The 21865-nt window shown below is 64.5% G+C and carries 25 protein-coding genes and 1 pseudogene; 13 read left to right on the forward strand and 13 right to left on the reverse strand.

The genetic code is table 11. The annotated features are described in order from the left end of the window. The first annotated feature begins 198 nt into the window (after positions 1 to 198). Genes BMX07_RS01620 through BMX07_RS01660 form a run of 9 tightly spaced genes read left to right on the forward strand, consistent with a single transcriptional unit; the run spans position 199 to position 8666 of the window. The gene (locus BMX07_RS01620) at positions 199 to 1233 is read left to right on the forward strand and encodes a monovalent cation/H+ antiporter subunit E (RefSeq protein WP_090612601.1); all 1035 of its coding nucleotides are present in this window, start codon (positions 199 to 201) and stop codon (positions 1231 to 1233) included. Further along, positions 1230 to 1511, forward strand: a complete 282-nt coding sequence (locus tag BMX07_RS01625; protein ID WP_090612604.1) for a cation:proton antiporter — start codon at positions 1230 to 1232, stop codon at positions 1509 to 1511. The genes BMX07_RS01620 and BMX07_RS01625 overlap by 4 nt, the downstream gene beginning before the upstream one ends. Further along, positions 1508 to 1873: a monovalent cation/H(+) antiporter subunit G gene (gene mnhG / locus BMX07_RS01630; RefSeq protein WP_090612608.1), complete on the forward strand. Its 366-nt coding sequence runs from the start codon at positions 1508 to 1510 to the stop codon at positions 1871 to 1873. The genes BMX07_RS01625 and mnhG overlap by 4 nt, the downstream gene beginning before the upstream one ends. After that, the gene (locus BMX07_RS01635) at positions 1870 to 2409 is read left to right on the forward strand and encodes a DUF4040 domain-containing protein (protein WP_090612611.1); all 540 of its coding nucleotides are present in this window, start codon (positions 1870 to 1872) and stop codon (positions 2407 to 2409) included. Before mnhG ends, BMX07_RS01635 begins: the two co-directional genes overlap by 4 nt. Then, the gene (locus tag BMX07_RS01640; protein WP_090612619.1) at positions 2409 to 2927 is read left to right on the forward strand and encodes an MnhB domain-containing protein; all 519 of its coding nucleotides are present in this window, start codon (positions 2409 to 2411) and stop codon (positions 2925 to 2927) included. The genes BMX07_RS01635 and BMX07_RS01640 overlap by 1 nt, the downstream gene beginning before the upstream one ends. Next, complete coding sequence (locus BMX07_RS01645; protein ID WP_090612622.1) at positions 2920 to 3297, forward strand: cation:proton antiporter subunit C; 378 nt, start codon at positions 2920 to 2922, stop codon at positions 3295 to 3297. Before BMX07_RS01640 ends, BMX07_RS01645 begins: the two co-directional genes overlap by 8 nt. After that, positions 3290 to 4885 (forward strand): proton-conducting transporter transmembrane domain-containing protein, encoded by a 1596-nt coding sequence (locus BMX07_RS01650; protein WP_090612626.1) that lies wholly within the window; start codon positions 3290 to 3292, stop codon positions 4883 to 4885. Before BMX07_RS01645 ends, BMX07_RS01650 begins: the two co-directional genes overlap by 8 nt. Continuing rightward, the gene (locus BMX07_RS01655) at positions 4885 to 6819 is read left to right on the forward strand and encodes a proton-conducting transporter transmembrane domain-containing protein (protein WP_090612631.1); all 1935 of its coding nucleotides are present in this window, start codon (positions 4885 to 4887) and stop codon (positions 6817 to 6819) included. The genes BMX07_RS01650 and BMX07_RS01655 overlap by 1 nt, the downstream gene beginning before the upstream one ends. Next, complete coding sequence (locus tag BMX07_RS01660; protein ID WP_090612635.1) at positions 6819 to 8666, forward strand: Na(+)/H(+) antiporter subunit D; 1848 nt, start codon at positions 6819 to 6821, stop codon at positions 8664 to 8666. The genes BMX07_RS01655 and BMX07_RS01660 overlap by 1 nt, the downstream gene beginning before the upstream one ends. A gap of 80 nt (positions 8667 to 8746) precedes the next feature. Here the strand turns inward: BMX07_RS01660 and BMX07_RS01665 are convergent, their stop codons facing one another. The 6 genes from BMX07_RS01665 to BMX07_RS01680 form a co-directional block, all read right to left on the reverse strand. Then, positions 8747 to 9871, reverse strand: a complete 1125-nt coding sequence (locus tag BMX07_RS01665) for a tyrosine-type recombinase/integrase (RefSeq protein ID WP_090612640.1) — start codon at positions 9869 to 9871, stop codon at positions 8747 to 8749. Continuing rightward, positions 9868 to 9993 carry a hypothetical protein gene (locus BMX07_RS25380; RefSeq protein ID WP_281246916.1) on the reverse strand — a complete coding sequence of 42 codons (126 nt, stop codon included), beginning with the start codon at positions 9991 to 9993 and terminating at the stop codon, positions 9868 to 9870. Before BMX07_RS25380 ends, BMX07_RS01665 begins: the two co-directional genes overlap by 4 nt. 99 nt (positions 9994 to 10092) lie before the next feature. Next, positions 10093 to 11181, reverse strand: a complete 1089-nt coding sequence (locus BMX07_RS01670) for a glycerophosphodiester phosphodiesterase (RefSeq protein ID WP_090612644.1) — start codon at positions 11179 to 11181, stop codon at positions 10093 to 10095. Positions 11182 to 11397: 216 nt separating this feature from the next. Next, positions 11398 to 11562 (reverse strand): hypothetical protein, encoded by a 165-nt coding sequence (locus BMX07_RS24120; RefSeq protein ID WP_175480013.1) that lies wholly within the window; start codon positions 11560 to 11562, stop codon positions 11398 to 11400. 107 nt (positions 11563 to 11669) lie between these two features. Next, complete coding sequence (locus BMX07_RS01675; RefSeq protein ID WP_090612649.1) at positions 11670 to 12710, reverse strand: hypothetical protein; 1041 nt, start codon at positions 12708 to 12710, stop codon at positions 11670 to 11672. Then, a complete protein-coding gene (locus tag BMX07_RS01680; RefSeq protein ID WP_090612653.1) occupies positions 12707 to 13666 on the reverse strand; it encodes a S49 family peptidase in 960 nt (319 codons plus the stop codon). The genes BMX07_RS01675 and BMX07_RS01680 overlap by 4 nt, the downstream gene beginning before the upstream one ends. A gap of 207 nt (positions 13667 to 13873) precedes the next feature. On the opposite strand from BMX07_RS01680, the pseudogene BMX07_RS01685 reads away from it, so the two are divergent. After that, positions 13874 to 14272: pseudogene (locus BMX07_RS01685) on the forward strand (alpha/beta fold hydrolase); the annotation flags it as partial. Between the two features lie 156 nt (positions 14273 to 14428). Here BMX07_RS01685 and BMX07_RS01690 read toward each other — a convergent pair. The 7 genes from BMX07_RS01690 to BMX07_RS01720 form a co-directional block, all read right to left on the reverse strand. After that, positions 14429 to 15313, reverse strand: coding sequence for a hypothetical protein (locus tag BMX07_RS01690; protein WP_139210780.1), 885 nt, complete (start codon positions 15311 to 15313; stop codon positions 14429 to 14431). Positions 15314 to 16460: 1147 nt separating this feature from the next. Beyond that, positions 16461 to 16766 carry a hypothetical protein gene (locus BMX07_RS25550; protein ID WP_175480014.1) on the reverse strand — a complete coding sequence of 102 codons (306 nt, stop codon included), beginning with the start codon at positions 16764 to 16766 and terminating at the stop codon, positions 16461 to 16463. Between the two features lie 128 nt (positions 16767 to 16894). After that, the gene (locus BMX07_RS01700; RefSeq protein WP_090612661.1) at positions 16895 to 17095 is read right to left on the reverse strand and encodes a DUF8131 family protein; all 201 of its coding nucleotides are present in this window, start codon (positions 17093 to 17095) and stop codon (positions 16895 to 16897) included. 126 nt (positions 17096 to 17221) lie between these two features. Further along, a complete protein-coding gene (locus BMX07_RS01705; RefSeq protein ID WP_090612665.1) occupies positions 17222 to 17419 on the reverse strand; it encodes a CbaC protein in 198 nt (65 codons plus the stop codon). Further along, positions 17419 to 19176: a b(o/a)3-type cytochrome-c oxidase subunit 1 gene (locus BMX07_RS01710; protein WP_090612668.1), complete on the reverse strand. Its 1758-nt coding sequence runs from the start codon at positions 19174 to 19176 to the stop codon at positions 17419 to 17421. Before BMX07_RS01710 ends, BMX07_RS01705 begins: the two co-directional genes overlap by 1 nt. Beyond that, the gene (locus BMX07_RS01715) at positions 19173 to 19973 is read right to left on the reverse strand and encodes a cytochrome c oxidase subunit II (RefSeq protein WP_090612672.1); all 801 of its coding nucleotides are present in this window, start codon (positions 19971 to 19973) and stop codon (positions 19173 to 19175) included. Before BMX07_RS01715 ends, BMX07_RS01710 begins: the two co-directional genes overlap by 4 nt. After that, positions 19970 to 20149, reverse strand: a complete 180-nt coding sequence (locus BMX07_RS01720; protein WP_090612675.1) for a cytochrome oxidase — start codon at positions 20147 to 20149, stop codon at positions 19970 to 19972. The genes BMX07_RS01715 and BMX07_RS01720 overlap by 4 nt, the downstream gene beginning before the upstream one ends. A gap of 226 nt (positions 20150 to 20375) precedes the next feature. Between BMX07_RS01720 and BMX07_RS01725 the strand changes: the two genes are divergently transcribed. The 3 genes from BMX07_RS01725 (at position 20376) to BMX07_RS01735 (ending at position 21752) form a co-directional block, all read left to right on the forward strand. Further along, a complete protein-coding gene (locus BMX07_RS01725) occupies positions 20376 to 20723 on the forward strand; it encodes an ArsR/SmtB family transcription factor (protein ID WP_090612679.1) in 348 nt (115 codons plus the stop codon). Next, a complete protein-coding gene (locus BMX07_RS01730) occupies positions 20720 to 21031 on the forward strand; it encodes a DUF7521 family protein (protein WP_090612682.1) in 312 nt (103 codons plus the stop codon). The genes BMX07_RS01725 and BMX07_RS01730 overlap by 4 nt, the downstream gene beginning before the upstream one ends. A gap of 337 nt (positions 21032 to 21368) precedes the next feature. After that, positions 21369 to 21752 (forward strand): universal stress protein, encoded by a 384-nt coding sequence (locus tag BMX07_RS01735; RefSeq protein ID WP_090612686.1) that lies wholly within the window; start codon positions 21369 to 21371, stop codon positions 21750 to 21752. Positions 21753 to 21865: the final 113 nt, after the last annotated feature.

Consider the following 21865-nt stretch of genomic DNA (forward strand, 5'->3'; position numbering starts at 1 on the left):
GAACGGTGACGGCTCCGAAATCCATCCGTGCCGAACGACCAGCGGAACGGACTCCCGACTGTCACGAACGCCCCGACGAGTGCGCCGAAATGGGGGACGACTGGCGGATAACGAAATCGTTTTCCTACGGCTACCGTTTGATTCGAGTAACAACGAGAGCCATGAGTATCCAACGACGGTCGCCAGGAGGGAGACGTCGTGGCGGCTAAACGCCTGCTCGTCCCGCTGTCGGACACGGTGACCGTCCGGCAGACGGTCGGCTACGCCGTCCAGTCCGGGCTCGAGGGGGCCGACTCGCTCGAATGCCACCTCGTCGTGGCGCTGCCGTACGACGCCGACGTGCCCGAGAGCGAGCAGTACAGCGAGGACGCTGCTGGATTACTCTCGCGGGCGCGAAACTGGATCGAAGAGGACGCCGGCGACGCCGACGTGACGGTGGAAACGGCGACGCTCGGTGCCGACGAGTACCTCTTCGGCCCGCGCGACTACGCCGAAATATTCGACACCTACGCCGACGAGCACGGGATCGACCGCGTCGTCCTCGATCCCGAGTACCAGCCCGGCGTCACCGCCCAGCTGCTCCAGCCGCTCGAGCGCGAACTCGAGCGCATCGGGCTCGCCTACGACGAGGCGCCGGTCGAGCGGTCGGCTCGCCGCGGACGCCTCACCGGCGGGACCGAGGATTTCGATCGCCTGTTCGCGACCTTCATGATCTCCTACGGCTTCTATCTCGTGCTCGGCGATCCGACCTACTGGTTCGATCTCGTCACCGGCGCGGCGGTCGCCGGCATCGCCGCCGTCTCGCTCGCACAGGTGACGTTCACCGTCCCGCTCGACCGCGTTCAGTCACCGATCCGGGTCGTTCGATTCATCGTCTACGTCCCGTACCTGCTCTGGGAGATCGTCAAGGCCAACATCGCCGTCTCGGCCGTGATCCTCCGGCCGTCGATGCCGATCGAACCCACGCTGACGCGGGTCAACTCCCGCGTCAGGAGCGGGCTACCGCTGACCGCGCTGGCCAACAGCATCACGCTCACGCCGGGGACGCTGACCGTCCGGGCGAACAACCAGCAGCTGCTCGTCCACACGCTGATCCCCGCCGCCCGCGAGGACCTCTTCGACGGCGGGCTCGAGCGGGGGATCCGCTTCGTCTTCTACGGCCGCGACTCGGCGGCGATCCCCTCGCCGCGCGAACGCGACGACGCCGAAATCGTCGGAGGTGACGAGCTGTGATACCGGCGTCCCTCGACGAGCTCTTCCTCGCCGCGGCCGTACTGTTCGTCGTGCTGGCGGTCGCGTTGTTCTATCGCGCCGTCGTCGGGCCGACGACGCAGGATCGGCTGTTAGCCGTGAACGTTCTCGGGACGAACACGGTCGTCATCCTCGCGCTGTTAGCTGCGGGGCTCGACCAGGCGTGGTTCCTCGACGTGGCGCTGATCTACGCCCTGCTGAACTTCCTGATGTCGATCGCCATCTCGAAGTTCACCGTCGAACGGGGTGGGGTGCTGTGATCGAGGCCGCCCGGTTCTGGGCGATCGTCGTCCTGCTGGGACTTGGCGTGTTCTTCACGTTCGTCTCGACGGTCGGCGTCATCCGCCTCCCGGACATCTACGCGCGGGCCCACACCGCCTCGCAGGCGGACACGCTCGGCGCGGGCTTCGCACTCGCCGGCGTCGCAGTGGCGTTCGGCTGGAAACAGGGGGCGATCTACACCGTCCTCCTGTTGTTCTTCATCTTCATCACGAACCCGACGGCGGCCCACGCGATCGCCCGCTCGGCCGCGGAGACGGGCGTCGAACCGATCCTCGCCGAAGAGGACACGGACGCGGACGAAACCGACGCACCCACCGAAACGGACGGTGAGCTGACATGAGCCTGTTCGCCTACACGCTCGCGGTCTTCATCCTCGCGACGGCCGTCGCGACGGCGCTGTTCCGCGACATCCTGTCGGTGATCATCGTCTTCGGGGCGTACAGCCTCGGCATGGCGATCCTCTACACGTTCCTGCTGGCCCCCGACGTGGCGATGACCGAGGCCGCGATCGGTGCCGGCGTCACGACGCTCCTGCTGTTGCTGACGATCGCCCGCACGACGCGACCGTCGACCGACCGGCTCAGAGAACGGATTCACGTCCCGGGAGTCGTCGTCGTCGGTGCGTTCGTGCTCCTGCTCTGTACCGCTGTCCTGCCCGAGATGTACGCAGTCGGCGGGACGAATACGCCGGTCTGGTCGAATCCCGAGGTGACTCAACACTACATCCAGGAGACGTACCATCAGACGAAGGTCCAGAACGCTGTTACGTCCGTGCTCGCCGCCTACCGTGGGTTCGACACCTTCGGCGAGGCGGTCGTCGTCTTCGCCGCTGGCGTCGCGACGCTCGTCGTCCTGAAACGCGAGGTGTTCGCCTAATGTCCGGCTCCGTCGACGATACCTACACCGAGAGTCAGGTGATCATGACCGCCGTCAAGATCATCGCACCGTTTACGCTCACCTACGGACTGTTCATGACCTTCCACGGGGGCGACGCCCCCGGTGGCGGCTTTCAGGGCGGAACCATCGTCGGGGTTACGGTCCTCATGCTCGCCTTCGCCTTCGGCATCGAACCGACCCGACAGTGGCTCCGGAACTCCTTCCTCGTCGGCATCGTCACCGGCGGCGTCGTCATCTTCGGGGCTATCGGCCTCGCGATGGTCGCCCTCGGCGGGGGGTTCCTCGAGTTCACGATGCTCAAAGAGGCCTTCCACATCAAGCCCAAATGGGGACTCGAGGCCGTCGAGATCGGCGGTATTTCCCTGATCGTCACGGGAACCATCATCAGCCTCTTCTTCACGATGGCAGCAGGCTTCTCGCCCGAGCGGCCCAGCGGAACCGGTGGCCGCGAGGAGCGCGGTGAATCGGGCGATCGGGAGGTGAGCGACGATGATTGAGTATCTGTTCAGCCACTACACGTACGTGCTGATGTTCGTCCTGCTGGGTACCGGGATCTACATGGTGATCGCCAGCGAGAACCTCGTGAAGAAGCTGATCGGCGTGAACCTCTTCCAGACTGCCATCTTCCTGTTTTTCATCTCGATGGCCTACATCGACGACGAGGGTGCATCGGCACCGATCGTCCCCGCGACGAAGGACCCCGGCGAACTCATGGTCGCGAGCCCGCTGCCCCAGGTCATCGTGCTGACCGCCATCGTCGTCGGCATCGCCCTGACGGCGGTCGGACTGGCGCTGATCATCCGCATCTACGCGGAGTACGGGACGCTCCGCGAGGACACGCTCAGGGAGGTGCGGGCCGATGAGTAGTGTCGACCTGCTGTTGCCGCTGTTGATCGTTGCGCCGATCCTCGCGGCGACGCTCCCGATCGCGCTGGGCCTGTGGTTCGACCGGACCGGCTGGTCCGTCGCCGCGCTCACGACGCTCGGCCTGCTCGGCGCGGCCCTCGCCCTCGCACGCGCCGTTTACACCGGTGGAGAGGAGGTAACTCACCGGCTCGGCGGCTACGATCCCGAGTACGGGATCCAGCTCGTCGCCGACGAGTTTTCGATGCTGATCGTCCTGCTCGTGACCGCCGTCGCCGCCGGCGTCCTCGCCTACACCCGGCGGGGCGGCCCGCGCGGGAACACGTTCTACACCACCTACCTGCTGCTGGTCGGCGGCCTGCTCGGCATCTCGCTGACCGGCGACGTCTTCAACCTCTTCGTCTTCCTCGAGATCACGAGCCTGGCGACCTACGCGCTGGTCGCCAGCGGCGACGGCCCCGAGGCGGCCGTCGCCTCCCTGAAGTACCTGATCCTGGGGACCGTCGCCGCGTCGATGTACCTCATCGGCGTCGCCTTCGTCTTCATGGCGACCGGGACGCTCAACATGCTCGAGCTCGCGGCGGCGATTCCGGACGCGGAACGCCAGGTCCTGATCCACACCGGCTTCGCGTTCATGGTCGTCGGCTTCGCCGTCAAGGTCGCCCAGTGGCCGCTCCACACCTGGCAGCCGAGCGCCTACCAGCAGGCCCCCGACGGCGTGACGCCCCTGATCGCGGCGCTCGTCTCGACCGCCTCCGCGTACGCCTTCGGCCGCCTGATCGTCACCGTCTTCGAAGTCGACTACCTCGCAGCCGTGCCGAACGCGGCCGCGATCGTTCTCACGATCGGCTGCGTGAGCGTCCTCGCGGGCACGGTGCTCGCCGTCATCCAGACCGAAGTCAAACGGATGCTCGCGTACTCGTCGGTCTCCCAGTTTGGGCTAGTGATTGCCGCCTACGGGGTCGTCATCGCCGGCAGCTCCGAGACGGCGCTGATCGGTGCCGCGATCCACCTCGTCGGCCACGGCCTGCTGAAAGCCGGTCTCTTCCTCGGCGTCGGGCTCGTGGCGGCGAGTTACGGTGCCCGGACCGTCGACGAGTACGCCGGCCTCGCCAAGCGGCGACCGATCGCCGCCGGTGCCATCGCCGTCCTCTTGCTGGCGCTGGTCGGCGTCCCGCCGGGTGTCGGCTTCGTCGGCAAGTGGTACATCGCCCTCGGTGCCGTCGAATCCCAGCTCTGGCCGGTCGCTGCCGTGATCTTCCTCAGTACCATGCTCACCCTCGCCTACGTCGCCCGCCTGCTCGAGAAGATGTACTTCACGCCGCCGACGGCGGCCGAACGACCCCGCGCGCCGGGCGCGGTGGCGACGGACGGCGGCGACGCTGACTCCGACGAGTCCACCGCCGCTGCGCCCGAGTTCGGCGGTCCCGACGCCGCCGCAGCCATCCACGGGACGGACGCCCGCGACGCCGTCTCGACCGGGATGGTCGCCATCGTCGTCGTCGCCGCGCTCGGTGCCGTCGCCCTCGGCTTCGCCGGCGGCGCGATCGCCGACTTGCTCTGGCCGTTCCTGACGGAGGTGTTCAACTGATGGTCGCAGATATCCGCCCGCTCGCCGCCGTGTTGGTGTCGGCGGTCGCCATCGTCCTGATCGTCGCGTCGCATCGCCGGCCGAACCTCCGCGAGGGCTGGTCCGTGCTGGCCGCCCTCGCGAAGTTCGGCATTATCGTCAGTATGCTTCCCGCGGTCATGTCCGGCACCGTCTTCCGGTGGAGCCTCGCCGATTCGACGGGGATTCAGTTCCTCGAGGGGATCGACTTCGCCCTGCGCGCCGATCCGCTGGGGATCTTCTTCGCGTTACTCGCGAGTTTCCTCTGGATCTTTACGTCGTTTTACGCGACGGGGTACATGCGCGGGCTCGACGAGCACGCCCAGACGCGCTTTTTCGCCGCGTTCGCGGCCAGCCTCTCGACCGCCGTCGGGATCGCCTTCGCCGCGAACCTGGTGACGATCTTCGTCTTCTACGAACTCCTGTCGCTGGTCACCTACCCGCTGGTCGCCCACAACGAGGACGACGAGGCCCGCATCGCCGGCCGGAAGTACCTCACGTACACGTTCTTCGGCGGCGGCGTCTTCCTGCTCGCCGGAACGGTCATGATCTACTGGCTGACCGGGCTGGTCGCCGACGGGCCGACCCTCGCCTTCGAGGCAGGGGGGATGGAGGCGCTGGCGGCGGCCGCACAGGTCGAGCCAGTCTACGCACAGGCCGCCTTCTTCCTGCTGATCGCCGGCTTCGGCGTCAAGGCCGCGCTGATGCCGCTTCACTCCTGGCTCGCCGACGCGATGGTCGCGCCGACCCCCGTCTCCGGGCTGCTCCACGCCGTGGCGGTCGTCAAGTCCGGCGCGTTCGGCATCGCGCGCGTCATCCTCGAGGTCTACGGCCCCGGCCTGATCCACGACCTGCCGCTCGACGTCCCGGGAATCGGCGAGGTCGGACTGAACATCCCCGTCGCGATCGTCGCCGCGTTCACGCTGACCGCGGCGAGCATCATCGCGATGCGGAAAGACCACCTCAAGCGGCGGCTGGCGTACTCGACGACGGCACAGCTGTCCTACATCGTGCTCGGGCTCTCGATGCTGCATCCGTACGCGATGGTCGGGGCGCTGTTCCACATCCCCGCCCACGCGTTCGCGAAACTCACGCTGTTCTTCTGTGCGGGCGCGATCCACGTCGAGACCCACACCGACTACATCAGCGAGATGGCCGGGATCGGCAAGCGGATGCCGCTGACGATGACCGCCTTTACCGTCGGTGCGGCCGGTATGGCCGGTCTCCCGCCGATCGCCGGCTTCGTCAGCAAGTTCTACATGCTCATCGGAGCCGGTTCCATGGGCGGCGAGTACTGGCTGTTCGCCGGCGCACTGCTCCTGTCGGCCGTCCTCAACGTCGCCTACTTCTGGCCGATCGTCTACACCGCCTTCTTCGAGAGCGAGGATCGACACGACGCCAAACCGCTGCTCGAGTTCCCGCGGGGCGGCGTGCTCCAGTCGTACGGGGCCGACGAGGAGTCGGTCGCCGCCGACGGCGGGGAGCCGACCGACGCCGAGGACGCGGGAGCCACAGCTAACGCCGAGACCGCCGAGAACGCGGCGGACGAGGCGGACGAGTTCGAGTACGCCGTCGACCGCAATCCCAGCGATCACACGGCTTCGGACGATGCCGGGAACGAGGGGACGGGGACGACGGTCGACGCCGTCGACCACCACGGCGACCACGACGACCACCTCACCGGTGGGCCGCCGGCCGCCGGCTGGCAGCGCCGCTCGCCGTTGACCGAGAGTACGTGGCTCATGCTCGTGCCGATCGCCGTGATCGCCACCGGTGCGGTCGTCCTCGGCGTTGGCCCCGACTACGCCGTCTTCCTCGAGCTGGCGACCCGGATCGTCGAGGGCGTCTTCGGAGTGCCGTTCGAGGAATTCGGTGAGATTCCGTTCGAGGAACTCGTGACGGAGGTGAACGAATAATGGCAGTCGAATCCCTGTCGCTCGCGTACCCGCCGCTTTTGATCTTCGCGGCGGCGCTGCTCGTGCTCGTGCTCCCGCGGATCGCCGGCTTCACCGTCGGCGCGCTCAGCCTCGCGGCGGTGCTGGCGATCTCGCTCGTCGCACCGGGAGGACAACACCTGGCCGGGACCTTCCTCGGGTTCGAGGTCGTCCCGTTCTACGTCGACGACTTCTCCCGGATGGTCGGCATCGGACTCGGCTTCCTCGGCGTCTGCAGCGTGATCTACGCCTACTCGAGCGAGGCCAGCGAGACGCTGGTCGCGTTCGCGCTGGTGTACGTCGCCTCGTCGGTCGGGGCCGCCTTCGCGGGCGACTGGCTCGTGCTCCTGTTCATGTGGGAGCTGATGGCCGTGACCAGCACGCTGGTGGTCTGGCACTACGGCGGCGAGGCGGTCCGGGCCGGCTTCCGGTACGCGCTCTTCCACGGGACCGGCGGGGTGCTCGTGATGATGGCGGTCGCCGTCCACTACGTCGAGGTCGGGACGTTCGTCTACAGCGATGCGGGGATCGCCAACGGGATCCCGGCGATACTCGCGGTGCTGGGGATGGGCGTCAACGTCGCCTTCGTCGGCTTCCACACGTGGCTGCCCGACACCTACCCGCGACCGCACATCGCAGCCTCGGTGTTCCTCTCGGTGTACACGACGAAGACGAGCGCGTTCGTCCTCTACCGAGCCTTCCCGGTCGACGCCCAGAGCGAGATTGGGATCTACATCGCGTACATGGGCGGTCTGATGGCCGTCTACGGCGCGACCTTCGCCCTGCTGCAACACGACATGCGGGCGCTGCTGTCCTACCACATTCAGGCCCAGCTCGGCTACATCGTCGCCGGGATCGGGATGGGGACGGTGGTCCACTCCGATATCGCCGTCGCCGGCGCCATGAGCCACCTGTTCAACAACATCCTGTTCAAGAGCCTGCTGTTCATGGCCGTCGGCGTCGTCATCTACCGGACCGGCGAGGAGGACCTGTACAAGCTCGGCGGGCTCTGGCGCGAGATGCCCCTGACCGCGATCGGGTTCGGGCTCGGCGCGCTCTCGATCACCGCGATCCCGGGTTTCAACGGGTACGTGAGCAAGGGGATGCTCTTCGATGCAGCTGATCCCCACTACTACGGCGAGCCGGAGTTCCAGGCGCTGTACTGGCTGCTCTACCTCGGGGCCATCGGAACCTTGCTGTCGTTCATCAAGCTCGGTTACTACGTCTTCCTTCACGGCGAGAGCGACATCGAGGTCGCCGACGCTAAGCCCGGCCAGACTGTCGCGATGCTCGGACTGGGCGGTGCCTGTCTCCTCTTCGGCGTCTGGTGGCAGGGGCTGGCCGACCTCGCGCCGACGATTCACGGGGCCGATTTTGCGTTCGAGTATCCCGGCGGCGAGAGCCACCTCCATCCGTACAGTGCGAGCCACCGCCGGACGGCGGGGATACTGACGGCGATCGGTCTCGTCGGGTTCGTCGTCGTCCGCAAGCCGCTCTCGAAGCTCGATCTGGGCGATCCGGCGATGGTCGTCTACCCCGCAACCTACTACGTCAGCCGCTGGACGATGCTGGCCGTCACCGAGACCTACGCCGTCGTCGACGCCGCCGTCGTCGGGCTGGTCAAACGCTGTTACTGGCTCGGAAACAACCCCGTCCTCGCAGTCGACGCGGCCGCGGGTCGGCTTCCAAACTGGCTGGTCGACGTCGAGGAACGTCAGCCGACCGACGGCGGTCGCCCGTCGACGATCCACCTCCGAACGAGTATCGGGACGACCGTCTTGCTGTTGACGATCGCCCTGACGGTGGTCCTGTGGTTCCTCGTCGTCTGAAATAGTCGCTCGAGACTGCCAGCGTCCGCGAAAATTCCACACCCGGTTTCTCGATCCGTTCGCCGGTCGCCAGCGCGCAGTCAATCGGTTTCCGGCGACTCGCTCCGTGACCGGCCGTCGCGATCCGCGGCAGTCGGCTGTTCCTCCGAGACGACGATCGATTGCTCGAGGACCGACGCCCGAAGGGTCGGTTTCGAGGCCGTCGCCTCGCGGCGATACGCGTCGGTGTCGCGCTCGCGGCGAACGCCCCGTGGCGTCAGGTAGTCGCCGTCGATGTCGACGCCGGCCCCCTCACAGAGGCGCTTCAGGACCGACCGCGCACCCTCGGTCGTGATCGCCGGCGGCGCGATCGAGCGCTCGCGTGCGAGTTCGGTCGCCGTCGCGTCGTCGAGCAGGGCCTCGATTTCGGTCTCGTCGTGCCCGCGGTCGCGCAGGACCGATCGCACCCGTGCAGCGATCGACGGCGCGTGCCCCGTCGGAAACAGCGGCCAGTCGTTCGACGGCGGGTCCAGCACGACCCGGTAGCGACGCAGCGGCGTCCGCGCCCGCGCGGGCAGCGGGACGTCCTCGAGCCGCTGCGATTTTCCGAGGACGCGGATCGTTCCGGTATAGAAGTCGACGTCGTCCCAGGTCGCACCTGTGCGCCGGTCGTCTTCGGGCACGCGGAACAGCTCCGAGCCGCGGACGGTCGAGTGGGCCAGGACCGCCACCATCGCGTACTCGCGCAACCGGGTCCGTCGCTCGGCGGTCGACCGAGCGCCCGCCTCGAGCCCCCGGTCGCGGACGTAGCGCTCGAGTTCGCGACGCTGGTCGGCCGTCCAGGAGTCGCTCGTCGGTCGGGCGTCGGCGGTCGGCAGCGCGGTTTCGGCGCGGTCGGTCGCCGCGGGGTTCGTGTCGCGGATGCCGCCGCGGACGCACCACGAGAGGAACGCGCGGACGACCGCGTAGTAGGTGCCGGCGGTCGAGGCGGTGTACTCCCCGCGGTCGGTCCGCCGCTGCAGTTCTATTGCGTACGCGCGCATGTGCTCGACGTCGAGCGCGGCGATCGATCGGACGTCGTGATCGCGCTCGAGCCAGTCGGCCCACCGCCGGAGGATCGATTCGGCGTTGGACGCGTAGGCTCCCGCGCCGGCCCCGTCCGGATCGCCGACGGCCTTTCGCTGCAGGTAGGCGTCGACCGCGTCCGCGATCGCGACGTCGGTCACGCGTCGATCACCCGCTCGATTTCCCCATCGGCGACGGACGGCGGTCGCCGGTCGCTGCTCGGTCGCTCGAGACGGCCGTCACCACAGTCGAACCGGGTCGCGAGGGTGACGCCAGGGATCATCAGTTCGTCTGGTACTGTTTCACGGATCTAAATCCGTGTTTCGGTCTCAGGGGGGCGGAAAAAACGCGAACCGATTGCGGTCCGCGCGGCAACGGCGTCTCAGTCGAACGCGCTGAACCGGCACACGTCCGCGTAATCGCTGATGAGTCCGTCTACGCCGACCGCCGCGAGGCGGGCCGCCTGATACCAGGTTCCGACGGTGAACACGTTCACCTCGCGTCCCGCTTCGTGTGCGACCGCGAGGAGGTCGATGTCCGACCAGCCCGCGCCCGCTTCGTACCGTTGGTCGGCGTAAAACGGCGTTCCCCGGATCATCTGGTAGGGCGGGTGGACCGCCTCGGCGTCGTACCGTCGCGCGATTTCGACGCCGGCCCGCACGTCGTCCCAGAGGAGCGGTGCAACCGCGTAGTCGGACGCGTCACGCGTCGCCGCAAGCGCCGCCTCGTAGAACGACGAGAAGCGGTATTCGTGCTCGAAGTCGTCGACGACGTCGAGCACCCGCGCGACGAACGGCTGCCAGATCTCCGTCTGGGCCGCGCGCTCCTCGCTCGAGAGCGATTCGGCGAACCGCACGTCGAACGAGCCCGGATTCTTCAGTTCGACGTTCACGCCGACGTGTGCCGGAATCACCTCGAGGACGTCTCGGAGCAGCGGCACGGTTTCGCCGCTCTCGAGGACCTCCGCGTCCGTGACGGTGGCAGTGTCCGTCTCCCAGACGACGCCGTCGACGTCGGTGAGCCCGCGCTCGCCGCCGTCGCGTTCCGCGAGCCGATCGTCGTGGAAGACGACGACATCGTTCTCGGCCGTCGGAACGACGTCGATCTCGATCGCGTCGGCACCGCGCGACGGTGCGTACGGAGACTGAATCCCGCGGGCCGATGCTTCGACGGCTCCGACGGTATTTTCGGGATACAGGCCGGCGAATCCGCGGTGGGCGATCAGTTCCGGGCACCCGTCAGAGTCGGGGAAGCGACTTGCGTTCGACTCTCCGGGCCGGTACTCGTCGGATTCGCCGAATCGCTGTTCGCCGGGTCCGGGCTCTCCCTCGTGACCGCGGTTCGCGCCTGCAACCCCCGCGAGTCCGGTCGCCGACGCACCCGCCGCGACGAGAAAGGAACGACGGCGGAGCGCGGCGCTGGACGTGTTCGGGTGGTCGGTTCGTCTTTCGTCGGCGTTCGCCCGTGTCATGGACACGTCGGAGAACCGGACCGTCAGTCATAACCTGTTATAATTGTTGCCGGTAGCGCTACGAGCACTCGGTAGTGGGAACGATTCCCACTGGACGCCTCCAAACGGCTACCAGGACCGCCGCCGAACCGACGGAGGCGGCCCGGGCGAATCTCTGTATCGCAATACGTGGTATACCGTGGTGAAATGACTCCGCCCGCCGATCGGATGCGGGAGTCAGGACGGGTGTTGATGGCGAATCTTCTCGGCAGTCATTCCCGGAACCGGCGTCCCACAGTCCTTGCACTGCCAGTTCGGGGTCACCGTCCCCCGCTCTTTCTCGAGGTCCTGTTTGAACTCGATGTGTGCGCCACACGGACACTGGTAGGTCGTGCGGGTCATAGTTGAGAGGAACCGACGGGAAGCGATAAACGATTCGCCGTCAGCCGCGGCGACCGAGAATCGATCGGTCGAAGACGATTCGACTGACGACCGCCCCGGTATCCCAGTCAGGGCTGGGCGGTCGAGTCGGAGGTCTGCCCCCCGTTCACCGGCTGCGACGGCATCGGTCCGTTCGGATTTCCGGTAGTCGGACTCTCGTTGAAGACGGGGTCGGAGGTCTCGCCCGTGACCAGGAAGTCCGCGAGGTTGCCGACGAGGACGTCGTTGTCGACGCGGTAGGCGTTTTCGGGCTCCAGGAAGCTCGAGTCACCGATCACGGCCATATCGCCGCTGTGTGCGGCGACGGCGTAGGTTCCCGCTTCCCGCGTCGTCGAGAGGGTCGTTCCGTCGATCGTCTCGAGGTCGGTCTCACCGTCGTCGGTTCCGACGGGTGCCGCACCGCGCAACACCACGCGATCGACGCCGTCGGTCAGCGGCGAGTCGCCGGTCGGCTCGGCGTAGACGCCGAGGTGGTTGTTGTCGTTCTCCTCGAGGTTGTAGAGGTAGCCGGTCTCCGTGTACAGTCCGGCCGTCGCGGCGATCTGTGCCGTGTCACTCGTACTCCCCGGGCTGGCGGCGATGACGGTTCGCCCGCCGGCGTCGGCGAACTGTCCGATGGACTCGCGCTCGGTCGGCGTGAACGTGGCGGAGCCGACCGTCACGAAGGCATCGGCGTCGGCCAGCGTCTCGCGAAGCGTCTGTCTCGAGGACGGACCCCCGTCGTAGAAGACGACCTCGTGGCCGTTTTCGACGAGTGTCGAGACGAGTGGACCGACGCCTCTGTTCGTGCCACCGAGCGAACCGACCGATAGCGTGTGGCCGGAGCCGTCGTCACTGATCGGGAGTGGCTGTCCCATACCGGCACCGCCCGCGCTGCTCCCGCCGGTGTGAACGACGACGGTCTTCCCCGTGGTCGTGCTGTTCATCGTGATCTCGCCGCCGTCGGGTGCCTCCTCCGGAATCACCGTGTCCGGATCCCAGTGGTCCGTGTCGACGTCGGACGGTCGGGGCGTGTCGTCGTGGACGACGAGCCCGCCGACGGAGACGGTACCGACGATAACGACGAAGACGACGACGAAGGTCCCGATCACGGCCCGTGCGGAACTCACGTCTGCTCACCTCCGTTGTCGGCGGTCGACGGAGTTGGATCGGCGTTCGTCGCCGTTCGATCGTCCGCAGTCACCGCCCCGTCACGGTCGAACAGCGCGTTCCAGAGTTCGGTCGTGACGAGGAGCGGACGGTTCGGATTGAGCGTGGTGCCCGCCGTTTCGACGGCGTCGCCGTCGCGTGCCGTTCCCTCGAGCCCCAGCGGGAGGCGCTGTGGCTGTTCTGACTCGCGGATATCGACCTCGTACGATCCCATGCCGGCCTCGTCGGCGACGTCGCCGATCGCGTCGTCGACGGTGCCGATCTCGTCGGCGTAGCCGTTTTCGACCGCCTCGACGCCGGGGTACGTCTGCGCGTGCGCCACTTCCTCGCGGCTCAGTTCGAGCTCGTCACCGCGCTGTTCCATGACGCTCTCGAGGAACGCTCGTTTGATCGTCTCGGTCTGTGCCCGGTGGTCGTCGGGGTGGAACGTCCCCTTGTCGGGGGCGCTCGCGCCCTCGTTCGGCCCGGTCGGCTGCGGGGCCGGTCCGATCACGCCGACGCTGCCGACTTCGCCCGTTGGCGTCACGTAGATCTCGTCGGCCGGCAACATCGTGTAGTAGGCGCCGGAGGCACCCACCGTGTCGACGGCCGCGATTACGGGCATTTCCTCGGCGGTCCGCTCGACCGCCATGTACATCCGTTCGCTCGAGCCGGGTGCGCCGCCGCCGCTGTTGACGTCGAGGACGACCGCCTCGACGGATTCGTTGTGGCGTGCGTTCCTGAGCTCGGTCTCGACCTCCTGGGCCGTGTTTGCGTCGATCGTTCCGCTCACTTCGATTACCGCAACGATTCCGTCGTCGTCCGTCGTTTCCCCGTACACCTGTGGGGCGACGAGCGCCCCGGCGGCGACGGCGAACACGGCGGCGAGAGCAATTTGCTGTCGCCTCGAGAGTCGTTCGAGTGGCCAAAACACCATGACAGCGGCGGTTCGTAGCAACTGAACGTAGTTCCGTACGTGCATTTTCTGGGTCAGAAAAAGCGGTGGACAGCCGATCCGTCGCCGGGTAGCGGTCGAGTTTGTCCCGAGGGTGCGCGCTCGAAACCCCGATAGTGTGATAGTCGCCCGAGAGAACAGTGGGCGGAAACGGCGTGCTGAAGGATGGGGCGGTCGTCGGTGGGGACGATGGCGGAACCGCATACGATTCCGATCCGGGACGAAGCCGCGGCCGACGACGCACTCGAGATCGCTGCCGTCCACCACGAGGCCGATTCCGACGACTGGCTCGTTTGCTGTCACGGCCTTCGAAGTGACAAGTCCGGCAGTTACGAACGACGGTGTCGGCGGGCCCGCGAAGAAGGGTACAATGCCGTCCGGTTCGACGCCAGGGGCTGTGGCGAGTCCGACGGCGAGTTCGTCGAGTCGACGCTCGAGGCGCGGCTTGCCGGCCTTCGCCGCGTCGTGGGCTACTTCGAGTCGAGCAGCTACAGCCTGTTCGGCTTGAGTTTCGGTGGGAAAGTCGCGCTTCACGCCGCTGCCGAGGACGACCGGGTCGGTGCGGTCGCCACGCTGGCTCCCGTGACTATCTTCATTTTCAATCACCTTCAGAAGCTCAGTCCTTAGTGGCCTTCATCGCTTTCTACTACTTCATAACTGTAAATATCGATGAAGGTTTTAAATACAGTCCGAAGAATTAAAATGGGGTAGAAGCCGCCTACCGCCCGTCAAGCGTTATCTACGTTAGTAGGGTTTTTCATTCGTATCGATATCACAGAAATCTTTCATATCGGCTAGCCGGTAGCTGTCATCCGGATCGTGGTAGTTCAGAATCTGATGAGAACTACACTTCGTAAAGACCGGCTGCGGTGTCGGATTGAAGTACTGAGTCCAGTCGTCTCCGAAGCAGTCCGTAAAGTCTGGTGGCGAGGCGACTTCGTCAGTGTAGCCGGTAGCCATAACCGTGGGTTCAGCCGCGTCGAAGTAGGCTTCAGGCTTACCCATATAGTGACTACCTTTCATCGTATGAGTCAGTTCATGGATAATAGTATTATATCCATGATCATATCCGGTTGCCCAGTCAGCCGCATGGCCGTCATTAATGTAGCAGATAGCGCCTTCGTAGTCGTAGAGAAGTTCGCCGTAGGTCTGGCCGTCTTCGCCACGGTAGCCGGAGGCATGGCCTAGATGCCAGTTACCGTCGTCGATGAAGACGATATTCGCGGCACCAGCCGTCTGCATGTCGTATGAGATTTCGCCACGCAGCTTCGCCACCCAGTCGTCCCACCCATCGTGATTCTTATCATACGTTCCGTCGTTACCGTCAGCCGCCTGAACGTTCTGGTTATCGCCTTTATCATTAACGTAAACGTCGTCTACGTATGGTGCCCACGATTCCAGCCACGTAGCAAAATCATAAGCACCCTGACGCGCACCGTCGAAAAACGATTCCGACGCGTTTCCTGCACTCTGGTCATAGTGTAGATTAAACCAGAGTGTAGTCTGATTATCAGACGACACATCATTAGTTCCATCGTCAGCTGTAACGGTACCTGCACCGGCTGCACCGGCCGTAATTCCTGCTGCTGTTCCTTTTAGGACGTCCCGGCGTGAAAATACTTCGGACATTACGAATACTCATGTGTGGTGGAAGGTGATAAATCTTTATCAGTATAAAATAAATACTTATATATGGGATGTTGAGAATTTTCCACACACTGTGCGAATTCAGGCGACATAACATTAGTACACGGTACATCCTAAATATAGTCCGACGAATCGATCAGTGCTGTAGGGTAGTCAGCAGGCGCGTTAGTGGTGTGAAATCAATGTAGCACATGAGCGTATGCGACCATGTTCTATCTATATCTTTCTGTCACCCTAAATAATCGCTCGTAGCGTCTGTAATAAGGCACCCGGCTTCATGCACGGCTGAACGATCTAGCGCATAATCGCCCATAGTGAAGGCGTTATGAACTTCGTCGCTATAGATATCTGTGTCTTCAGTCCAGCACCTAGTTTGGTCGGTGAAATCTTTAGCGTAGCCGCCGTAGCCGGCCTTATCGTGGTGTTGCCCGGTGATTAGTACGTTTACGGCAGACTTAGTGTTATAGTTACCCATACGCCCATGTTTTGCTCGGATTTTTCGTTAATCCGGCTATTAATAGACTTATCGAGTGACCTGTCTATATCAATATTGTTTATTAATGGACAATCGGATATTCCGAACACATCAGGTCCGTGTCACTGATCAGATCGATTAGCATGTTATGCTGGTGTGAACTACTCCGCCCTACCGCGCTCGGGCCTACCCGGCCCTCGCTTGTTGAGGACGGAGCTTCCTGTTTCTGTGTCGGAACTTGCAGGAACAAGTCCCACATCGGTTCCAGACTCCGCAGGCGATTTCCCTTTATAGGCGGTTCGGAGTGTCCCACTCCTACCGAATCGACACTCGGCCACAACCGACGATGCACGCTTTTTGTCGCGTTTGAACAACGCCGGAAGCGTGGCGAGCATCTTACTGCCCTCTTCGACTGCCGGGTAGTAAGGATGCCGATTCACACGGAAACAAGACGTGCGGGCGCTGTATCTCCTCCCTGCTCGCTTCGCTCGCTGAGGAAGGGGGCTTAGCGCCCTCAATTACAGCTAAAATCTGTGGGTGGTCGTTAACGCTTCCGCTGTACGGCTGGCGGGTGTTAATGTCGATAAAGACGTTACAGATTCCGCTCGTTCCGTCGTGCGCGTAATAGCCGTTCGTACAGCGGAATAAAATCTTCTAGCGAAGCGTAGCCTTCGTAATAATTCTCGTCGTAGTGAGCCACGAAACGAGACGTTCGGCGAGTATCGGGCTATAGTTGACCACGACGGGGACTGGACCTTCGATACCGGGGAACGAATCGACCAACGGTTTTTCGACGACCTCGAGCAGTACCCGTTCGCGGATGTCGCGGAATCGCTCGAGATCCCGGTCGCGATCTTTCACGGCGGCGACGACGAGGTCGTCGATCCGGCCGATAGCTTCGCCGCCGCCGGGCGACTCGAGACCGACGTCTGCCTCGAGCGGTTCGCCGGGGAAGGTCACCGGTTCTCGCGGGCGGGCGAGGATCGATTGCTCGACCGGCTGTTCGGCTGGCTCGAGTGGGTAGAGCAGCGTCCCTAACGCGGCTCAGCGGGCGTTCCGAACCGGCGTCCGGGAGGCGATCGGGGACCTCACGGTCTCGTACCGCTGCCAGCGCCCCGGTGTCCCTCGAGCGGCGACATCGCGACGTAGAGCGCCAAGAAGATCAGGACGACGTTCACCGTCGCGACGAGCCCGCCCAGTCCGGATCGGGTCAGCCCGAAGACGATCGTCGGAACGGCGGCGAGCAATCCCACCGCGACTGCGGCTCTTGGCGTAAGCGTCTCGAACATCGTGTGGACCGTCCATCGAAGCCGCCTTTAATGGGCCACACTGTTCCAGCCGAGACGCTCACGGTGGGGGCGTCGGAATCGGCGTCTCGACGGGGTTCCCGGTATCGGCTGAACGGGCGCAGGATGTCAATCTGACTCCGAGGGATCGCCACCGAGCGGTCGAATCGCCCAGACGAGGAGCGCGACGATGGCGAGGAAGCCGATCAGCGCCGTCTCGAGCGGTGAAATACCGATCCCGAAGAACGCGAGGACCGTGCGTCCCTCGACGAGGATCACGAGGGTCAGTGCGACGAGGATCAGTAATTTAGCGGGGGAAGTATGCATCAGGTGACTAGCGCTCCGACGTACTCTAGTCCGAACTGGAGGTACATGACGGCTTCGCTGGAGACGGGAAACGCCCTGATGTCCTGGCCGAAGAGTCCACTCTGGCGCACGATGGCGACCAACGGAAGCGCGTAGGCGAGAACGAGCAGCACGAACGCGATCCCGAACCACAGCGCCAGGTTGTCCAGAACGCGGGGCGAGTCCTCCGGCCCGGACAGTGCCGGTGGGATCGTCCCGTCGACGATCGGCTCGCTGTCGTTGTTGAACACCGTCAGGAGCATGAGAGCGAGAAAGAGCATCGCGGAGAGAAACAGCAGGGTGCCGCCGAGCGCGAGCTGGGCGTTGAGTTCGCCCATCGAGCCGACGCCGACGTTGTAGTCGAAGCCCTGGTACTGCGGCTCCGCCGTCCGGCGCGGGACGCCGACGAGCCCCGCTCGATACATCGAGTTCGTCATGAACACGATGCCGACGAACCAGAGTACGACCTGAAAGAGGGCGACCTCCCGGCCGACGAGCCGGTTCCCGGTCAGTTGTGGGACGAGCCAGTACGCTCCGGCCATGAGCGTCAACGCGGTCGCGGTCCCCACCTGTGTGTGAATGTGTCCGGGAATCCACAGCGCGTTGTGGACGAGATAGTTGATGTTCATCCCCGCGTTGACGATGCCAGTAAAGCCGCCGAACGCGAAGACCGCTCCGGCCAGCGCCATCCCGGTAAACGCCGGGTTCCGCCACGGGAGCGCTCGGAGCCAGGCGAACGTCCCTTCGCCCCCGCGCTGGCGGGCCCCGTGTTCCATACTGGCGACGACGGTAAAGGCGGTCAACAGGCTCGGCAACAGCAGGAACATCGTGTTGGTCATCGCGATGAACTTGAACCCTTCTGCGATGCCCGGGTCCATGTACTGGTGGTGGATCCCGACCGGCGTCGAGAGCAACACGAACAGGATGAACACGACCCGCGCGAGCGGATCGCTGAACAGTCGCCCGCCCGAGAGCTTCGGTAACACGTTGTACCACAGCAGGTACGCCGGCAGCAACCAGAAGTACACGACCATGTGGCCGAAAAACCAGAACAGCGTTCGCGTCAACAGGGGATTGACGCTCTCGATCATCTCGAGCGACCACGGCAGGAGAAACACCAGAATGGCGGTCGCGATGCCGATCGTGCCGAGATACCACATGATCATCGTAGTCAACACCATGAACGTCGGGAGCGGGATCCGCTCGTCGGGGTGGTCGTCCTTCCAGGCCCACCACGTGCGGAACCAGTCGAATCCGGCGAGCCACGTCCCGACGACGAACACGGTCAGTCCCGCATAGAAAAGCGGGTGAGCCTGCAGCGGCGCGTAGAACGTAAAGAGCACGTCCGAACTCAGCTCCGAGCCGAGCACCACCGGGGGCTCCTCGAGGAATCCGGCGAGGATCGCGATCCCCGTGACCAGCGATCCGATCGACATCAGGCCGTACCAGAGCCAACTGAATCGTCGGTCGACTGGACCCCGCTCGAGGCTGTCCGTTACCGCCCACTGGTAGAGCCCGACGAGAAAGAAGATGGTGAACGCGATGACGAGGAAGACGCCGTGGCCGGTCAGGACGGTGTAGTACTCCGCCGACTCGAGAAAGCGGAAGATGTCCGTCCGGTGGAATGCCTGAATGAGCCCGAAGAGCGCGCCGATCCCGAACGCGATAAACGAGTTCAGGAAGGCGGCCCGAACGAGACGCGCCTCGGCGGGATACCGATCGACGAACAGGGTGGTCATGTATCCGCCCCTCCGTCCGTCCCGTTGGTCTCGTTGCTCACCACTTCCACCGATCCCGTCTCCTCCTCGTCGTCGACGGAGACCGACCAGTCGTGCTCGCCCTCGCCGAGTTGGGCGCTATCGACGGTGAACGTGACGTTCTGGGTTCCCTCGCCGTCGACTGTGACCTCCCGCTGGAACGTTTCGGTTCCGATCTCGGCGTCGACCGTGGTCTCGAGCGGCTCGAGTTGGCCGTTCTCGACCGTCGCGGTGAGTTCGATCGTGTCGTCCGGCGCGACGGTGTCCTGTGACTCGACGGAGAGGTCTGTCAGGTCGAACTCGTCCTCGGGCTGGACGACGATCAGCCCCTCCATCTCGTGGTGGCTGACGCCGCAGTACTCGTGGCAGATGAGGCCGTACTCGCCGGAATCGTCGAATTCGACGGTCATCTCGGAGATCTGCCCCGGAATGGCCATCGCGTTGAGGTTCGTACCGGGGACGTAGAAGCCGTGAACGACGTCCCGGCTCGTCACGTGGAACGTGATCTCGTTGTTCGCCGGGATTTCGATCGGATCGGGTTGGAAGATGAACGTCTGGGCGACGACGTACACCGCGTACTCGTCTTCACCGATCTGTTCGACTCGTGGCTCGCCGAACTGTTCGTCGTCGTTGAGTTCGTTCGGCGCGATCGTCTCCTCTTCGTTACCGATCATCGTGATCCCGAGCCCGACCGACCCGTACGTGATCGTCACGATGAAGCCGACGATCAGCACCATCGATCCCACGATCCAGAGCTTCTCGTACGTGTGAATCCTCATCCGGCCATCACTGACACAATCGTGCCAAAGACCGTCAGGTCGTTTCCGACGAACTCGACGAAGTACGTAAACAGCCACATGAGAGTGAGAGCCAGGAAGTACAGCGCGACCAGCGCGAGTGTCCCCCAGGGGTCGTACTCGTCGTGACTGATCTCTCGCGAGACCTGAGAATCCATATCGGAGTTGCCACTACAAGCAAAGAAATAATGGCTACAGAGTGTTTGCACGGGAAATACCGACTTGGCCACCGAAAGAATAGATTACCGTCCTGTGAACTCCGCCAGGTGGTCGAGCCCGGCACGCCGTCGTCGGCGCTTCCCTCGGCTGAGCGACGACCGCGTTTTCTCGTTCGGAAAAATCGGACTGCTTTTCATAGTTATACCGGAACGAACTGCTATACCAGTGAGTGAGGATACCGACCTGTCGACACTGCTCGAGGTTCTCGACGACGAGTACGCACGGGATATCCTCACCCACACGAGCGTCGAACCCATGTCTGCCAGTACACTGAGCGAACGGTGTGATGCGTCCCTCCCGACGATCTACCGGCGGCTCGACCGGCTCGAGGAGTGTCGTCTCGTCACCGAAGAGACGGAACTCGCACCGGACGGCAACCACTACAGCGTCTACAGCGCGAACCTCGACCGGCTCGAACTCTCGCTGGAGGACGGCTCGTTCTCGCTCGAGTTATCGTATCGCGAAGAAGACGTCGCCGACAAGTTCACCCGTATGTGGGAGGGACTGCGATGAGCCGAAACGTCGTCCGGATAGACGAGGCGACGTTGTTCGAACTGGTGACAGTCGCGAGCCTCTTTCTCGTCGCGCTCTTCGGGACACTCATCGCCTACCAGGCCTATCGGGGCTACCGTCGCAACGGTGCGACGTCGATGCTCTATCTCGCCATCGGTCTCCTCCTGTTGACGCTGTTTCCGTTCCTGATTAACGTCGTCATGGCGACGCTCGTCAGTTCGGACCGGATCGTCATCGCACTGCTGGAGAACGTGAGCCGACTGCTCGGGCTGGTCGCGATCACGTACTCGTTGTACGGTCGTCATTGATCGAGAATCGGATCTACCGACCGTGTCGGGCCGAAGCGATCCCAGGATCACCGTCGCGCTGGCAACGAGAGGGCCGGTCGACGCGGAACGTCCCCGCGGAGGGGCGGTTCGCGGGAACGCGTGGGGCAGGCGTCGCGACCCTGGGATGATCGGATGCGGGGAAGCACGGGGGATCGCTGAAGGCGGACGGGGATAGCCTCTCGTCCCCCGTTCGATTCGTATCGGTGCTTCGTATTAGTGGTACGAGCGCGTTTTCTGGACCGGAAAATACGGCAATACCTGCGGCTGCCGGCCGTCGGTCCGCAGGGTTCTTCGAACTCGCCGCCGTAGGGCCGCCATGCAGTATCTCGTGGGAACCGACTCCGTCCACACGACGGCGGCGATCTGTGATTATCTGGCCGATCGGGTAACGCCCGACGACACCGTGACCGCGATCGGCGTGTCACCGTCCGACGATCCGACGGCACGTCGCGATCGCGAGGAAGCGCTGAACGTCGCACCGGTCAGGCTCGCGACCGCGGGCGACGTGAAGACGGCGCGTCGATCGGGTGCCCCCGCCGAGACCCTGCTCGAGGCGGCGGACGAGGTCGACGCCGACGAGATCGTCGTCGGAACGCACGGCGGCGATCCCGAGGCGACGCGCGAACTCGGCTCGACAGCGCGACGCCTTCTCGGCGACGCGAGCCGGCCGGTCGTCGTCGTTCCGATCCCCGAACTCTAACGGTTCGAACAGCACGTCCCGGCCGAGCCGGCGGCGTCCCGTGATCGACGTCGGAACGGTGAACGGTTGTACTGACCCGTGCGTCGCCGGGAGCGATCTGCGGTCGGTCGGAC

The organism is Natrinema salaciae (assembly GCF_900110865.1).
GTDB classification, from domain to species: domain Archaea; phylum Halobacteriota; class Halobacteria; order Halobacteriales; family Natrialbaceae; genus Natrinema; species Natrinema salaciae.

Bases quoted from the DNA above. Each gene is read 5' to 3' on its own strand.
- BMX07_RS01705 (WP_090612665.1), bottom strand. From the start codon at position 17,419: ATGCATACTTCCCCCGCTAAATTACTGATCCTCGTCGCACTGACCCTC.
- BMX07_RS01690 (WP_139210780.1), bottom strand. From the start codon at position 15,313: ATGTCCGAAGTATTTTCACGCCGGGACGTCCTAAAAGGAACAGCAGCA.
- BMX07_RS01715 (WP_090612672.1), bottom strand. From the start codon at position 19,973: ATGAGGATTCACACGTACGAGAAGCTCTGGATCGTGGGATCGATGGTG.
- BMX07_RS01645 (WP_090612622.1), top strand. From the start codon at position 2,920: ATGATTGAGTATCTGTTCAGCCACTACACGTACGTGCTGATGTTCGTC.
- BMX07_RS01655 (WP_090612631.1), top strand. From the start codon at position 4,885: ATGGTCGCAGATATCCGCCCGCTCGCCGCCGTGTTGGTGTCGGCGGTC.
- BMX07_RS01720 (WP_090612675.1), bottom strand. From the start codon at position 20,149: ATGGATTCTCAGGTCTCGCGAGAGATCAGTCACGACGAGTACGACCCC.
- BMX07_RS01670 (WP_090612644.1), bottom strand. From the start codon at position 11,181: ATGACACGGGCGAACGCCGACGAAAGACGAACCGACCACCCGAACACG.
- BMX07_RS24120 (WP_175480013.1), bottom strand. From the start codon at position 11,562: ATGACCCGCACGACCTACCAGTGTCCGTGTGGCGCACACATCGAGTTC.
- BMX07_RS01680 (WP_090612653.1), bottom strand. From the start codon at position 13,666: ATGGTGTTTTGGCCACTCGAACGACTCTCGAGGCGACAGCAAATTGCT.
- BMX07_RS01710 (WP_090612668.1), bottom strand. From the start codon at position 19,176: ATGACCACCCTGTTCGTCGATCGGTATCCCGCCGAGGCGCGTCTCGTT.
- BMX07_RS25380 (WP_281246916.1), bottom strand. From the start codon at position 9,993: ATGATCCCTGGCGTCACCCTCGCGACCCGGTTCGACTGTGGTGACGGC.
- BMX07_RS01730 (WP_090612682.1), top strand. From the start codon at position 20,720: ATGAGCCGAAACGTCGTCCGGATAGACGAGGCGACGTTGTTCGAACTG.
- BMX07_RS01700 (WP_090612661.1), bottom strand. From the start codon at position 17,095: ATGTTCGAGACGCTTACGCCAAGAGCCGCAGTCGCGGTGGGATTGCTC.
- BMX07_RS01640 (WP_090612619.1), top strand. From the start codon at position 2,409: ATGTCCGGCTCCGTCGACGATACCTACACCGAGAGTCAGGTGATCATG.
- BMX07_RS01660 (WP_090612635.1), top strand. From the start codon at position 6,819: ATGGCAGTCGAATCCCTGTCGCTCGCGTACCCGCCGCTTTTGATCTTC.
- BMX07_RS01735 (WP_090612686.1), top strand. From the start codon at position 21,369: ATGCAGTATCTCGTGGGAACCGACTCCGTCCACACGACGGCGGCGATC.
- BMX07_RS01650 (WP_090612626.1), top strand. From the start codon at position 3,290: ATGAGTAGTGTCGACCTGCTGTTGCCGCTGTTGATCGTTGCGCCGATC.
- BMX07_RS01635 (WP_090612611.1), top strand. From the start codon at position 1,870: ATGAGCCTGTTCGCCTACACGCTCGCGGTCTTCATCCTCGCGACGGCC.